The organism is Rhizobium anhuiense (assembly GCF_003985145.1).
Classification (GTDB): domain Bacteria; phylum Pseudomonadota; class Alphaproteobacteria; order Rhizobiales; family Rhizobiaceae; genus Rhizobium; species Rhizobium anhuiense.
On record NZ_ML133532.1, the window covers coordinates 40,662 to 55,220 of the forward strand.

The following is a 14,559-nucleotide window of genomic DNA, read 5'->3' on the forward strand; positions in this document are numbered from 1 at the left end:
CCCGCTTCTATGCTCGGATATCGAAGCAACGATCCCGGCCACCATGCAGCCCAAGCCTCTCCCGACGTCCGCACAACCCGTCGTTGCCATCATTGGCGGCGGTATCTCCGGCGCCGGCGTCGCCTATCATCTCGCTAAGGCCGACTGCGGCGAGCGTCCTGCCATAGTGGTCTTCGAGCCGCGCGCCGAACTCGGCCGCGGCCTTGCCTATGACACGGATGATCCGGCTCATCGCATCAATGTGCCGGCCGCCAAGATGAGCCTGCAGCCGGGCGACTTGAGTGAATTCCAGGCCTGGATCGAAGCCCGCGATGCCGTCGCCGACGATCCCGAGGCCAGGCAGCCCGATGGCTCATTCTTCCCCCGGCGTCGGCTCTTCGGCGAGTATGTCGCCTCCCTGCTGAAACCGCTGCTGGAAGACGGGAGCGTGCGTCATTGCCGCGCCGCGGTGACGGGTGTCGAACGCCGTGCCGGCCGCTGGTCGATCCTCGACGACAAGGGCGGCGTGACGGAGGCCGATATCGTCGCGATCGCCACCAGCCATCCGCCGCCGGCAGCTCCCGGCCGGCTTGCGATCCGGCTTGCGGCCCATCCCCGTTTCGTCGCCGATACCACCAAGCCCGGAGCGCTCGACGCTATCCGCCCGCATGACCGGGTGCTGGTCATCGGCAACGGTCTGACGGCCGCCGATGTGATTGCCTCGCTGGCGCAGCGCGGACATGACGGTCCGGTGACCGCGATCTCGCGGCGCGGTCTGCGGTCTCGCGGCCATGCGCCGGTGCCGCAGCCGCTCTTCGGCGATTTCGTCTCCGATGCGACCCATTCCGCCGTGTCGCTGCTGGCGGAGATCCGCACCGCCATCGATGCGGCGAAGGCTGACGGCATCAGCTGGCATGGCGTGATCGATCAGGTGCGGGCGCAGGGATACGAACTCTGGCAGGCGCTGCCGGTTGCCGAACGGCGCCGTCTCGTCCGTCATCTGCGTCCCTATTGGGACGTGCACCGTTTCCGGATCGCCCCGCAGGTCGAGGCCGTGCTCGACGCGGCGGTTGCTGCGGGCCGCCTCGATATCCTGGCCGGCTCGGTCGCCGATGCGCGCATCGAGGGCGAGTTGATCCTTTGCACCCTGCAGCCGCGTCATCAGCGCCAGCCGCTGGAGAGACCTTATGACGCTGTCGTCGTCACCACCGGCCCGGCGCATGGCGGTATCCTCGAAACCCAGCCCTGGCTTGCAGCACTTGCGGCAGACGGTCATCTGGCGCTCGACCCGACCGGCCTCGGCCTTGCCTGTACCGAGCGTTCGGAGGCGATCGGCCCATCCGGACGGGCCGACCCCTCGCTGCTGATCTCCGGCCCGCTGGCGCGCGGCACGTTCGGCGAGCTGATGGGACTGCCGCAGGTGACCGAGCATGCCTTCTTCGTCGCCGGCGAGATCGCCGAAAAGCTGAGGATGCGCGCGACGAATAGGCATCCTGCCTGATTTTCGATCAATATGTCGCTCTTCGGCTGTCGCCGGCGATCGACTTCTGATACGCACCCGGCATCCGGGTGACCAAAATATCGAGATCATGTCGCAGCCTGCCTCCACCCTTTCCGAAGCCTCGCCTTCCAATCGTTTTGCCCTTGCGGCCCTCCTTCTCGGCGGAGCGGCGATCGGCGGCTCGCCGATCTTCGTCAGGCTGTCCGAGGTCGGTCCGATGGCGACCGCCTTCTGGCGCGTGGCGCTGGCGCTGATCCCGATCTTCATCGTCTCGCTGATGAAGAAGGAGAGGGGTCCGAAGCCGCAAAATCTTTCCGACTACGGCATGCTGGTTCTCCCGGGCGTCATGCTGGCGCTCGATCTCGGCGCCTGGCACCTGTCGCTCACCATGACGTCGGTCGCCAATGCGACGCTGCTTGCCAACCTTGCGCCGGTTTTCGTCACGCTGATCGCCTTCCTCTTTTTCAGCGCGCAGATCAGCCGCATCTTCATCCTCGGACTTGCCGTGGCGCTCTGCGGCGTCGTCATTCTAAAGGGCGGGCCGGCAGCTGTCGGCAATGGCGATCTCAGCGGCGACGGCATGGCGATGATCGCCGCCTTCTTCTATGCCTGCTACATCCTGGCGATCGGCAGGCTGCGCAGCCGGTTCGATACGATCCGCATCATGTTGTGGAGCACGGCCTGCGCCGCCGTCTGCATCTTTCCGATCGGCCTCATCTATGAGGGCCATATGCTGCCCGCGACCGTCTATGGCTGGTCGATCGTTTTCGGCCTGGCTTTTATCAGCCATGCCGGCGGGCAGGTGGCGATCACCTATGCGCTCGCCTATCTGCCGCCGGCCTTTTCCTCGCTGACGCTGCTGTTGCAGCCGGTCGTCGCGGCCATCCTCGCCTGGGCGTTGCTGAGCGAGGCGATCGGGGCGATGCAGGCGCTCGGCGGCGCCATCGTGCTTGCCGGCATCATGGTTGCCCGCCGCGGCTGATCGTCAGCGATTTTCCTGCAGCAGCCATTTCTGGATGATCGGAATGTCGGCATCGCCGAGATCGTGGCCGCCGGGGATGACGTCGGAATCGACGGTGGCGCCCGAACTCTTCAGCCTCTCTTCCAGTTCGCTCGCATATTTGCCGTAGGCATCGGTCTTGCCGCTGATGACGAGCAGGTCCGTGCCTTTGAGATCGGCATGCGGATAGTCGCTGAGCACCGGCATGGAGCGCAGCAGCACCGCCTTGTGAACCAGGTTCGGGTGCAGGTAAAGCAGCGAGTTCAACAGGTTGGCGCCATTGGAATATCCGACATAGACGACCTTCTGAGGATCGAGCCCGTAGGATTTGACGGCGCCTTCGATGAAGGCCGCGAAGGCTTCGGCCTCGGTCTTGATATCGTTCTGGTCGAAGGAGAAGGGGGTGATGCGCTTGTACCAGCGCGGAAAACCTTCTTCCGTTGCCCGGCCGCGCACGCCGAGCAGCGTCGCCCGCGGCGCCGCCTTGTTCAGGAGCGGCATCAGCGTCGTCTCATTGCCGCCGGAACCGTGCAGCAGCACGAAGACGCTGCCATCGGGATCGGGGGGCGTATAGAAGCGATGGACGAATGGCAGCTCGCGATAGTTGACGCGCGGCTGGCCGGGCATCGAAAACTGCGGCAGCACCACCTTCAGGTCATGGAGATTGGTGATGGCTTCGGGCGGGGAGAACAGCTTCGTCCCCAGAGCGGCCTGTTCTTCGTCCACGGTCATGCCGGGCTTGTCGGTGGCAAGCTCCACCAGCGTGCCGCCGGGTTCGCGGGCATAAAGCGAGCGGAAATATTTGCGGTCGTGCATGTTGGTCGGCGATGCATCGGTCGCTTCCAATGCCTTGCGCACCGAAAGCAGCGTGTCCTCGTTCGCGGCGCGGAAGGCGACGTGATCGACCGTGCCGGTGCCCGGCGCGCCGGACCAGAAGCCGCGCGCATCGCGCACGTCGATGACGTCGCCGGATTGCGACACCAGCCTGTCGATCGTGCCACGATTGGCCTGGAAGCGATAACCGAAATGGGTCTCGAGGAAGCTGCGGCTTTCGGCAGGCTTCTCCGTCAGCATGGTGGCGCCGCGCACGCGCTGGACGGCATGCTCGATCGGGATCGAGGCGCCGTCCCAGGCGGCCGGTGATGCCAGGGTCTTCGTGCCTGCGAGCTTGAGGATGATGTTGTCGGGGTCCTTCAGCCGCAGCACAGGCTCGCCGAATTCGTCGGCCGGCCCCTCCGAGCGCAGGCCGAAGCTCATGGCGCGCGTCAGCCAATAGCCGATGCTGGCGGGATCGATCGACAGCGATATTTCGCTGATCTGGCCGAAGCCCACCCGGCCGGGCGCGCCATCTTCCCAAGCGAGAAAGGTGAGGAGGGAACCCGGCGTCCCCGCCGCATCGCCATAGAAGAGATGAAGCTGCGTCGCATCCTCGTAACCGGCTGTCTGCTTGACGAGCCGCATGCCGAGAAACCCGGCGTAGAAGTCCACGTTCGCCTGCACCTTTCGGGTTACGGCCGTGACGTGATGAATGCCTGATACCATCGAGAGCAGTCCTGATTGAAGCGGCGTCGTCAGGAGCGCGAGTATGAGAGCTGCGAAGGTCATACCGTTGCCAATGACCGTCGCTTAGTTTTGTTCCGCACAAAGTGCAAGCGAATCGCCGCGCTGCAGCAATTCCAAATGTTCGACATCTTCGAGTGCCTCTTCCAGTTGCTGCAGGGTCGGCGGCTTGACCATATAGGCGCGCGCGCCGAGATTTCTGGCCCGCCGCATGTCGGTCTCATCGCTTGAGGTGCTCAGGATGCAGACGGGAATTCGCTTGAGGCGGACATCGGCGGAAAGCGCATGCAGCACCTCGAAGCCGTCCATGATCGGCATGTTGATGTCGAGCAGCATCAGGTCGATCTGCGGCACATCGGCGATGCCGGCGCGCTCTTCAAGCAGCCGCATCGCCTCGCGTCCATTGGTGGCGACATGCAGGTTGAAATTCACCTTCTCCCGGCGCATCAGCTTGATCTTGAGAATCTGGATGTCGGCCGGGCTGTCTTCCACCAGCAGCACTTCGGCGAGCCTGCCCGAACCTTCGCCTGGCTGCTCCGCCGGCCTGGCGCTGTGCGGGATGGCCGATGCGGCCGGCGGCGCGGGCCTTGCCTCGGCGAGCGGCACTTCGACAACGAAGGTGGCGCCCGGCCCATTTTCCGGCTCGCACCAGATCGAGCCGCCATGCAACTGCGCGATGCGGCGGCAGATGGCAAGGCCGAGCCCGGTGCCTTCGATGCCACGGCCGACGAGGCGCTTGAACGGCTGGAAGATCAGTTCGCGGTGCTCGGGATCAATGCCGGGTCCGTTGTCGCGCACTGTGAGACGGCAGATATCGCGCTGCGCTTGCCCGGTGATGCTGACCTCCGGAACCTTCTGGTCGCAATAGCGGATGGCATTCGACACCAGGTTCTGCAAAAGCTGGGTCAGCAGTGTCGCATCGCCCATCACCTCAGGCAGCGCCCCGCGGATGATGACGGCTCCGCGGCTCTCGGTCTGCTGACGCAGATTGTCCTCCACCTGGTCGAGCACAGCGGAGAGCGAGACCGGCCTGAGCTCCGGTCCGCCGGAGGCCTCGAGCCTGGTGAAGCCCGAGACCTTGACGATCAGATCTTCCATATGGTCGGCGGCGCTGAGCACGTAATCGAGCAGTTCACGGTCTTCGGCCGGAAGCGCCGACGACCCGTGCAGGATGCGGCTGAAGGATTTGATCGTCCGCAGCGGCTCCTTCAGATCATGGGCCATGGCGCGCGTGAAGATCTCGAGCGACTGCCGCTTCTGCTCCAGCTTTGCTTCCAGCATGCCGTGCATGATGGCGTTCTGGATGCAGCGATGCAGTGTTTCCGGCGACAGAGAATCCTTTGTCAGATAGTCGCGCGCCCCGCTCTTCATCACCTCGACGGCCACGGTTTCGCTGCCCTGGCCGGTCAGCATGATGACGTTGGCGGCGGGATCGGCCTCCAGGATATCGGCAAGAACGCCGAGACCGTCGCGCCCCGGAAGCGAATAGTCGAGCAGGATGCAGTTCGGCCGTTTCCGGCCGTTCAACGCCAGGCCCTCTTCACCTGTCTCCGCCTCCACGACCGTATAGGCGGTGCTGGAGACGCGGCCCAATATGCGGCGATAGACCTCGCGATCGTCGATATTGTCGTCGATGATGAGAATGCTGCAGACTTCCGCCAATCTGTCAGTCCTCGAGCGGCAGGATCGCGATTTCGAACCAGTATTCCTTCAGCCGCTGGATCGCAGCGAAGAGCCCGTCAAGATCGACCGGCTTCTGCACATAGGTATTGGCGCCGAGCGCATAGCAGCCTTCGATATCGCGCTCGTCGTCGGAGGTCGTGAGGATCACCACCGGGATCTTGCGCCAGCCGGCGTTCGATTTGATCGCCTCCAGCGTCTTGCGGCCGTCAAGGCCCGGCATGTTGAGATCGAGCAGGATCAGCCCCGGTTTCGGTGCCATCACGCCGAGCATGTCGAGCGCTTCCTGCCCCGAGGCCGCCCAGCGGATCGAGTTGCGCAGGTTGGTGCGTTTGAAGGCGCGCATCGTTGCTTCGAAATCGTCTTCGCTGTCCTCGACGATCAGGATTGGTTGCGTGTCACGCTGCTGCATTCTGCCCCTCGCGCTTTCTTCCCAGGGTGAAATAGAACGTCGTGCCGGCGCCGACCTCGGATTCCAGCCAGATATCGCCATTGTGTCGCGCGATGATCTTGCGAACGAAGGTGAGGCCTGCTCCGGTACCATCTTCGGAATCCTGCGACTTTTCCAGCCTTTTGAAAATGCGGAAAATGTCCTCATGGAATTCCTGGGGTATGCCCTTGCCGTTATCTCTAACGAAAAACACGTTGCGGGCAACCGTGCCGTCCTGGCCGACGAACCGGTCGAGGTAACCGATCGAGACGAGCGGCGCCGGCTTGTCGTTGTATTTGATCGCATTGGTGATGAGATTGCGGAACACTTCGGTCAATCGCGGCGCGTCGCAGACCACGTCCGGCAGCCGGCCGTCGATGATGACCTTGGCATGCCGTTCCTCGAGCAGCAGCTCCATCGTCGCGACGACATCCTTGACGATCAGGCTGATGTCGGTGCGTTTGACTGCTAGTTGCTGCCGCCCGAGCCGGGAGAAATACAGAAGGTCGTTGACGAGTTTCTCCATGCGCTGGCTGAGACGTACGAGCCGGTTCAGCCGGCGTACGCCGTCGACGTCGAGCTTGTCTTCGTAGTCCTCCAGGAGGAAGCGGGAGTGGTTGTGCAGGCCGCGCAGCGGTTCCTTCAGATCATGCGAGGCGATATAGGCGAATTCATCGAGGTCGTGGTTGCTGCGCTCGAGTTCGGCCGTATAGGCCTCGAGCTGGGCAAGCGTCGCCTTCATCCGTTCTTCCTGCCGGACGCGCTCGCTGATATCACGCACGATGCCGACGAAGATCTTCGTATCGCCGGTGACGACGGTGCTGATGGAAACATCGATCGGAAAGACGATGCCGTTCTTGCGGCGTCCGGAGACCATGCGCGTCGTGCCGATGATCCGTTCCTCGCCGGTCTGCCGGTAATGGGCGAGATAGCCGTCGTGCTCGGAATGGTAGGGTTCGGGCATCAGCATCTTGATGTTCCGGCCGATCGTGTCCTGCGGGGAGTAGCCGAACATGCTTTCCGCCGCCGGATTGAAGCTCCTGATCGTTCCACGATCGTCGATGACGACGACGGCATCAGGCGTGCCGCGCAACAACGCGCCGAAGCGGACGCGCTCGGTTTCGAGGTTATAGTTGTTGCGCATGAAATAGAAGACGAGGATCGCGATCAGCCAGAGCGTGGCGGCCGTAATCGTGCGGTTGGCGATCTCCTGCCAGAACGTCGCCTCGTCGTGCCTGACGGCGAAGAAGCCGAGCATCAGCAGCACGGTGCAGGCAAAGGCGAAGAAAAGCGGCGCGTTCCTGTTGCCGAACCAGAGCGCCGTCAGCACCAGCGGCACGTAGAGAATGCCGTTGGCGACACCCAGCGGCGTATAGAGATCGACGAGAAGGCCGGTGAAGCACACGGCAGCCGGGATCCAGAGCGGGATCTGCGCCCGGTTTGCCGGCTGCATCCACCAGGAGCGGGCGAGAAGCCCCGCGCCGAAGATCACCATGCCGACCGCCGTATGCAGCGCCATCGCTGCATAGGGCCCCCAACGGTAGCCCTGTTCGGCATCGGTGACGTAGCTCGCCAGCGCGATCATGCCGAGCGTCATGACGACGTAGCTCGTCAGCTCCTGCACCACCTGGCTTTTCCTCTCCACCGGGAGCGAAAGCAGCAGCGAAAGATTGGCGATCAGGAAGATCAACGCCGTATTCGGCCCCATGCCGCCGCCGATCTGCACAATGAAAGCGGGGGGAACCAGGAAGCGCGAGATCAACACGTCGACATTGTGGAAAGTCCGGCCGATCGTGACGATTTCCACGAGCCGGGCTGCGGCAAACGCCGCTGCAAGTCCCGCCGTCATCGTAGCCGTTATTCGAAAACGGCGGCCGGTCAGTGTCGAGGCGGCAAGCCCCGTCCCGGAAAGCACGAAGCAGAGCGCAGTGTTGAAGGCCATCGACGGAAAGCCGGGAACCAGCGAAATGATGATCTCGACCTGCAGCAGCCAGCCGGCAAGGGCGGTCACGCCGAGAAGGACCATCAGGCAGCCGACGGCAATCGCAAAGGCACGGTAGTGCCGCCTTCGCTGGTCCTGCAGGTCCACGTCGCTGCTATCCTGCACCCGCCTATTCTCCTTGGTTTGCGCGGTCATTTTTTCCGAAATCAACGAATACTCAATAGGCAAAGGGAAGGCGATGTCGCGCTTTTTGCGAAATGCCTTGCGGTAATATATATCGAACTTTCGTGAAACCGCGGTATCGTGATTTCTAAGGACAGCGACGTTCGTTCGAACAATATCCAATCACGGTGATGGATGCCGACCCTATTTTACGTCGATGACAGCAGGGATGACCTCTTTTATCTCGACTATATCAGCCGGAAGCAGCAGATAGACGTCGATCTATTCTGCTTTTCGACAGCCGATATGGCGCTGGAGGCGTTGGAGGCGCGCGCGGCGGAAGGCAAGGCCGTGCCCGATCTGTTGATCACCGATCTCTACATGCCGCTCGATAGCGGCACTGGCCTGGTGCTGAGCCTGCGCCGGGATGTTCGGTTCAAGTCGATGCGGCTTGCGATCTGCAGCGGATCGGATGCCGATGAGGATCGCGCGCGTGCGCTTGAGGCCGGCGCCGATTTCTATCTCGAAAAACCCCTTGACCTTGCCGCAGTCATTCTCAATCTTGAAGTGTAGGAAACGACGTCAGTCCGGCGGCCTGTTTTCTGCCGCTTGCCTGGAGCATCCGACAAACCGCAATTGACAAGGTCGGGGGCGCAACACAAGATGCAACCGAAGCGAAGGAAATGGAACGCAAAATAAGCGCTGAGAGAACCGATGAACCCGCGTTCGCCGCCACGAACATCAGCCAACCCCTTAGCTGAATGGGTCTATCGGTTCTCTCGCGCTTACGTCTGGCACTGCCTTCTCGCATTCATGGATGTTGAACACGAGAAGATTTACGATACCCAGGTAAGAACTACTGCCCCTCAGTAAAATCTGCCCGTGCATCACCTGTAGTTGAGATAATTGATGATTTCCGCCTTAAATATCGAAAGTCCCCGTTTTCGATATCTCTCATCAAGTTGTCTCGCAATTTTTGTAGCTCTTCGCGTCTAAGACGTATATCCCAAGATTTCGGGATCGGAGGCATCGGCGGGAGGAGAGGAAGAGTGGGAATGAACAATGCCCCGGCAATTCCCTTTCACGCCGGACCGGAACTGAGCCGGGCGATCAACCGCACCGATTTTTTCCGTCTGCTGAAGTCGGCGGCGCAGCATTACAACTTCGACAATTTCGCGCTTGCCCGCATTTCCGAGGCTTCAGCTCCTTTCGGTGAACGCGATATCGTCATCACCAATGTTGCCGAGCGGCGTGTCGGCCTTTTCATCACGACATTGAAGGAAGCGCTCGGGACCGTCCGGGCAAAGTCCGCCCAGTTCCTGGCAACGCCGGTCCATGGCCGGAGCGCGCAGCCGGAAGATCATCCCTCCGAGCTGGTTTTCAACGAGTTCCTGAGCGGCGTCTTTCTGTTCATCCCGCTGTTCACGCCGGAAGGGCGGCGCTATTGCCTCGTGCTCAGCGGCGAGCGTCAGGAGCCCGATCAGAGCGAGATCGCCGACATGCTTCTCGATGCCATGCGCATTTTCGACAAGCTCTACGAGGAAATCCTGACGCCGGAAATGTCCGGACGGCTGACGCAGCGCGAATCGGAAATCGTCAAATGGACGAGCGAAGGCAAGACGTCGGCGGAGATCGCCATCATTCTCGGTCTCTCCGAACATACGGTCAATTCGCACATCACCGCGGCCGCGCGCAAACTCGACGCCGTCAACCGCGTTCATATGGTGGCGATCGCCTTGAGGAATGGTTTGGTGTCGTGAAGTTGGTTTCGGGATTGGGGAAATGAGACGATGATCACCGAAACGGGCCGAAGGAACGCCGTCAAGGTTCTGTTTGTCGACGACGAATTCATCGAATTCCGCGCGCTCAAGAAGAAGATCGCCGATCTCTCCGAGCCGGCCGTCGAGGTCGAATATTCGCCTTCGATCGGTGACGCGCTGGAAAAGATCCGCTTGGAGCGATTCGATCTCATCCTGCTCGACAACCGCCTTCTGCCGAACGCCGATTTCCGTGAAACGGTGCCGGAACTGCGCGGCATCGGCTATACCGGACCGATCGGCGTCGTCTCGACCGATATATCGGGTGGCTATTTCCAGGAATTCCCGGATTACGGCGTCGATTTCCGTATCGGCAAGGACGAAATCGATGCGCAGACGCTGCAGCATATCATCCGCGAATATGTGACCTATGACGTCCCGGATTTCTGGAAGGACGACTACAGCATCTAGAGCAATTCCAGGAAAAGTGCGAAGCGGTTTTTGCCGGGAATTGCGTAAAAACAAAAGGATAGAGCGGTTCGGCGCTTCCCTAAAAGCTGAACCGCGTTAAAGCAATTTCCAGCAAAACCACTGCACGCTTCTGCTGGAAGTTGCTGATTTCAAGCAATAGGAAGGCGGATGATGAAGCGGCTGCCGCTTTCATCCGAATGCTCGAGGCTGATATCGCCGCCCAGCGCCGTCAGAAACTCCCGCGCCGTCGTCAATCCGAGACCGGCGCCCTGAACCGCTCCCGCTTTCGGCAATTTCCAGAAGGGCTCGAATATCCGCTCCCGATAGGCCGAATCGATGCCCGTGCCATTGTCGGAGATGCGGATAAACCAGTCGGTGCCCTCTCGCACTGCCGCAATCGTCACATGCGGTGGCGCTTCGCTGCGATAGGTGAGGGCGTTGGTCAGCAGATGCCGCAGCACCAGCCCGAGCAGGGCAGGATCGGTCCGGATGGAGGGCAGGCCTACGCTTTCAAGCGTCGCGCCGCGAACCTCGGTCTCGTCGGTCAACTCGCCCCAGATATTGTCGGCCAGCGCCTGCAGATCCACCTCTTCAGGCGTCACCTGGGGCGTTCCGCCGGCAAGGCTCATCAATGCCTTGGTGAGGCGCTGCGCGGCTTGCGCTTTCTCCAGGATCATCCTGAGGCTCTGCAACTGTTCGCCGTCGAGCGTCTCCTCGAGATCGTCGAGCAGCAGCTCGGCATACATGGCGATGTGGCGCAGCGGCGATTGCAGGTCATGCGAGGCGGTCGCGAGAAAACGCTTGATGCGCTCCTCGCTGTCGCCGGCGACAGCGGTTTCCGGCGGTCTTGTCGGGTTGGATGACATCTGGCGGCTTCCCCGATCTCAATGACAGCGCCGCGTCTCTTCAGGTGCGCAAAGGACGCGGTAACACTTTGAATTGGCACAAAATGCAGTCGCCGACAATAGAAAGAGGGCGCCGGCTCTGCAACCGGCGCCCTCTTCAAGGATACGTTAACAACGAGATTCTCAGGTCGCCGATTTGCGCGGGCGGCCCTGTTCTGGCGGGATGATTTCGACTGCCGCATCGGTTGCCGGTGCCGCCTTGGCATGGCGGCGGCGCCAGTCGCCGAGGAAGAGCAGGATCGGCGCCGCGATGAAGATCGAAGAGGCGCCGGCCACGAGAATGCCGAAGACCATCGGGATCGCGAAGCTCGAGACCGCGCTGCCGCCCCAGATCGCCATCGGCACCAGGGCGAGGAAGGCCGTCGCATTGGTATAGAGGCTTCGTGCCAGGGTCTCGTTGATCGACTTGTCGATGATCTCGCGCAGCGGCATCGACTTATAGAGCCGCATGTTTTCGCGCATGCGGTCATAGACGACGACCTTGTCGTTCACCGAGTAGCCGACGAGCGTCAGGATGGCGGCGATGGCCGTCAAATTGAAGTCGAGGCCGGTGATTGCGAAGAAGCCGATCGCCTTGGTGACATCGAGCACCAGCGTGACGATGGCGCCGACGGCAAACGGCCATTCGAAACGCACCCAGATGTAGATCAGCATCGCGAAGCTTGCGATGACGACCGACAGGATGCCGGCCCAGGCAAGCTCGCCGCTGACCTTCGGACCGATGACATCGGTGCCTTCGACGGTGGCCTTCGGGTCGAGCTTGATGACTTCGGCCTTCAGCTTGGTCACAGCAGCCGTCTGTGCCTCTTCGCCGCCTTCCTGCCGTTGGGCGCGCACGAGAATGCTGTTGTTGTCGCCGAAGGACTGCAGCGAGATTTCGCCGAGGCCGAGGCTGTTCAGCCCCTCACGGAGGGTTCCGAGATCGGCCGGGGCACTGGTCCTGACCGACATCTGGATGCCGCCGCGGAAATCGACGCCGTAGTTGAGGCCGGGGTGAATGAACAGCGCGACCGAGGCAATCGACAGGAGCGCCGAAACGGTGACGCCGAAGAAGCGCGCCTTCATGAACTGGATGTGCTTGTCATAGGGGCTGAACGGGATCAGCGGCCTGATGTTCAGCACCTTCAGCCTCTGGCGGCGGGTGATCTCGATCATCGCGACGCGCACGAAGGCGACCGAGGTGAACATCGAGATGATCAGGCCGAGCGCCATGGTCACGGCAAAGCCGCGAACCGGTCCGGAGCCGAAGTAGAACAGGATGGCCGCAGCGATCAGGGCCGTCATGTTGCCGTCGATGATGGTCGAATAGGCACGGCGGAAGCCGGTGTCGATGGCGGCGAAGGCGCTCTTGCCCTTGCGCGTTTCTTCGCGGATGCGCTCGTTGATCAGAACGTTGGCGTCAACAGCAAGGCCGATGCCGAGAACGACACCGGCGATGCCCGGCAGCGTCAGCGTCGCACCGACTAGCGTCAGGGCGGAGAAGGTCAGGATCGTGTGAATCAACAGGGCGACATTCGCCAGCACGCCCCAGGTGCCATAGAGAATGAAGATGAAGAGTGCGACGAGAGCAAAACCGACGATGCCGGAATAAATACCCATCTTGATCGCATCGGCGCCGAGGTCGGCGCCGACGGTGCGTTCCTCGATGACGGTCAGCTTGGCGGGCAGGGCGCCGGCGCGCAGCATGGCGGCAAGCGTCGTGGCGCTGTCGGCCGAGAAGTTGCCGGAGATCTGGCCGGAACCGCCGGTGATCGGCTCGCGGATGACGGGCGCGCTCAGCACCTTGTCGTCGAGGACGATGGCGAAGGGATTGCCGACGTTCTGGCGGGTGATGTCGGCAAAGCGGGTGGCGCCGGCGCTGTCGAAGCGGAAGCTGACGATCGGCTCATGCGTGTTGGGGTCGAAGCTGACGCGGGCATCCGAAAGGCGATCGCCGGAGATTTCGACGCGATCGAGGACCGGATAGGACCGGCCTTCATCGTCCTTCAGCATGGTCACGCCAGGTCCCGGCTGGTTGTTCGGCGCCAGCATGTGGAACGACATCTTGGCCGTGGAGCCGAGAAGTTCGCGCAGGCGCGACGGATCCTGTGCACCCGGAAGCTGGACGAGCACGCGGTTGGCGCCGATGCGCTGGATCGTCGGCTCGGAGACGCCGACCTGGTCGACGCGCTGGCGGATGACCTCGAGGCTCTGCTGAACCGCGTTGTCGACATTGGCGGAAATGCCGGCCGGCGAGAAGCCGACGGTGATCGTGGCGCCGTTTGCGGCGACATCAAGATCGGCCTGGCCGGCGCTGAGACCGGTGCTGATCGGGTTGGCGAGCGTCTTCAGTTCGGTGACGGCGGCATCGCTCTGCGCGGCGTCGGCGAGTGTTACGACGATCTGGTTCTGGCTGCGGACCACGGCTTTCGGCTGGATGCCCTTTTCGCGCAGCACGCGGCGCGCGTCCTGAAGCAGCGATTGCAGCCGCTCCTTGGTCAGGTCGGCTTCGTCGACTTCGAGAACGAGGTGCGAGCCGCCGCGAAGGTCGAGGCCGAGCGACACCTGCTCATGCGGCAGCCATGCCGGAATACGCTGGAGGGTGGATTGCGGCAGGACATTCGGCAGGGCGATCAATAGCCCGAGAAGGATGATCACCGTATAGGTGAACACCAGCCATGGTGAAGTACGCATGTTGTATTCCTTGATATCGAGGGCCGGCGCTTGGGCGCTGGCAGTATGTCGTCAATGGTCGGTCGGAGCGCCGATCGGCGCAAACCTCAGGCAGCGGCGGGCGGTGCGCGCGGCTGATGGGTCCTGGAGACTGCGGCGCGAAGCGAGGCTTCGAATGCCGGAAAAGCGGCTGGCATGGTCCAGCCGGCGAAATCGAGAGCCGGGGCGACGGCAAGGGCAGGCGATCCGGCGTCATGCGCTGCCTGCTTCGGCGCAAGCCTGCGCTCGGTGGCAAGCAATCCGCGCACGGCATCGCGCGCGGTCAGCTGCGGCGGCTGCGGATCCCGATCGGAAGAGGAGAGCGTGTTGACGGTGACAACAGGCGAGATGATCAGGTTGCCGCCGAGAAGCAGGCCGAGATAGGCAAGAATGGCGACGAGGAGGGAGGCGGCGATACGGCCCGTCAGACGGCGCTGCTCCAGCTCCATCTTCTCCGTCCCGGCGATGTCACTCCCGTATC

At 62.3% G+C, this 14,559-nt stretch carries 12 protein-coding genes; 5 read left to right on the forward strand and 7 right to left on the reverse strand.

Features of this window, described 5'->3' with window-relative positions; all coding sequences use genetic code 11:
* The first annotated feature begins 43 nt into the window (after window positions 1–43).
* Entirely contained in the window at window positions 44–1,480 is a 1,437-nt protein-coding gene (locus EEQ99_RS24690) for an FAD/NAD(P)-binding protein (RefSeq protein ID WP_127431237.1), read from the forward strand.
* Window positions 1,481–1,568: 88 nt separating this feature from the next.
* Window positions 1,569–2,462: a DMT family transporter gene (locus tag EEQ99_RS24695; RefSeq protein ID WP_028755584.1), complete on the forward strand. Its 894-nt coding sequence runs from the start codon at window positions 1,569–1,571 to the stop codon at window positions 2,460–2,462.
* Window positions 2,463–2,465: 3 nt separating this feature from the next.
* On the opposite strand, the gene EEQ99_RS24700 is transcribed toward EEQ99_RS24695, so the two are convergent.
* Genes EEQ99_RS24700 through EEQ99_RS24715 form a run of 4 tightly spaced genes read right to left on the reverse strand, consistent with a single transcriptional unit; the run spans window position 2,466 to window position 8,257 of the window.
* Window positions 2,466–4,085, reverse strand: a complete 1,620-nt coding sequence (locus tag EEQ99_RS24700) for a VOC family protein (RefSeq protein ID WP_028755583.1) — start codon at window positions 4,083–4,085, stop codon at window positions 2,466–2,468.
* Between the two features lie 21 nt (window positions 4,086–4,106).
* Window positions 4,107–5,702, reverse strand: a complete 1,596-nt coding sequence (locus tag EEQ99_RS24705) for a response regulator (RefSeq protein WP_028755582.1) — start codon at window positions 5,700–5,702, stop codon at window positions 4,107–4,109.
* 4 nt (window positions 5,703–5,706) lie between these two features.
* The gene (locus tag EEQ99_RS24710; RefSeq protein WP_028755581.1) at window positions 5,707–6,132 is read right to left on the reverse strand and encodes a response regulator; all 426 of its coding nucleotides are present in this window, start codon (window positions 6,130–6,132) and stop codon (window positions 5,707–5,709) included.
* A complete protein-coding gene (locus EEQ99_RS24715; RefSeq protein WP_028755580.1) occupies window positions 6,119–8,257 on the reverse strand; it encodes a sensor histidine kinase in 2,139 nt (712 codons plus the stop codon). Before EEQ99_RS24715 ends, EEQ99_RS24710 begins: the two co-directional genes overlap by 14 nt.
* 192 nt (window positions 8,258–8,449) lie before the next feature.
* Here EEQ99_RS24715 and EEQ99_RS24720 point away from each other — a divergent pair, with 192 nt between their 5' ends.
* The 3 genes from EEQ99_RS24720 to EEQ99_RS24730 all read left to right on the forward strand — a co-directional run bounded on the left by EEQ99_RS24720 (window position 8,450) and on the right by EEQ99_RS24730 (window position 10,482).
* Window positions 8,450–8,827, forward strand: a complete 378-nt coding sequence (locus EEQ99_RS24720; RefSeq protein ID WP_097631201.1) for a response regulator — start codon at window positions 8,450–8,452, stop codon at window positions 8,825–8,827.
* Window positions 8,828–9,309: 482 nt separating this feature from the next.
* Window positions 9,310–10,014, forward strand: a complete 705-nt coding sequence (locus EEQ99_RS24725; RefSeq protein ID WP_028755578.1) for a helix-turn-helix transcriptional regulator — start codon at window positions 9,310–9,312, stop codon at window positions 10,012–10,014.
* A 30-nt stretch (window positions 10,015–10,044) separates the two neighbouring features.
* Entirely contained in the window at window positions 10,045–10,482 is a 438-nt protein-coding gene (locus EEQ99_RS24730; RefSeq protein ID WP_028755577.1) for a response regulator, read from the forward strand.
* A 149-nt stretch (window positions 10,483–10,631) separates the two neighbouring features.
* Here EEQ99_RS24730 and EEQ99_RS24735 read toward each other — a convergent pair whose 3' ends face one another.
* The 3 genes from EEQ99_RS24735 to EEQ99_RS24745 all read right to left on the reverse strand — a co-directional run bounded on the left by EEQ99_RS24735 (window position 10,632) and on the right by EEQ99_RS24745 (window position 14,527).
* Window positions 10,632–11,348, reverse strand: coding sequence for a sensor histidine kinase (locus EEQ99_RS24735; protein ID WP_028755576.1), 717 nt, complete (start codon window positions 11,346–11,348; stop codon window positions 10,632–10,634).
* A 162-nt stretch (window positions 11,349–11,510) separates the two neighbouring features.
* Window positions 11,511–14,060, reverse strand: a complete 2,550-nt coding sequence (secD, locus tag EEQ99_RS24740; protein WP_127431238.1) for a protein translocase subunit SecD — start codon at window positions 14,058–14,060, stop codon at window positions 11,511–11,513.
* Window positions 14,061–14,146: 86 nt separating this feature from the next.
* The gene (locus EEQ99_RS24745) at window positions 14,147–14,527 is read right to left on the reverse strand and encodes a hypothetical protein (protein WP_028755574.1); all 381 of its coding nucleotides are present in this window, start codon (window positions 14,525–14,527) and stop codon (window positions 14,147–14,149) included.
* Between the last annotated feature and the right edge of the window lie 32 nt (window positions 14,528–14,559).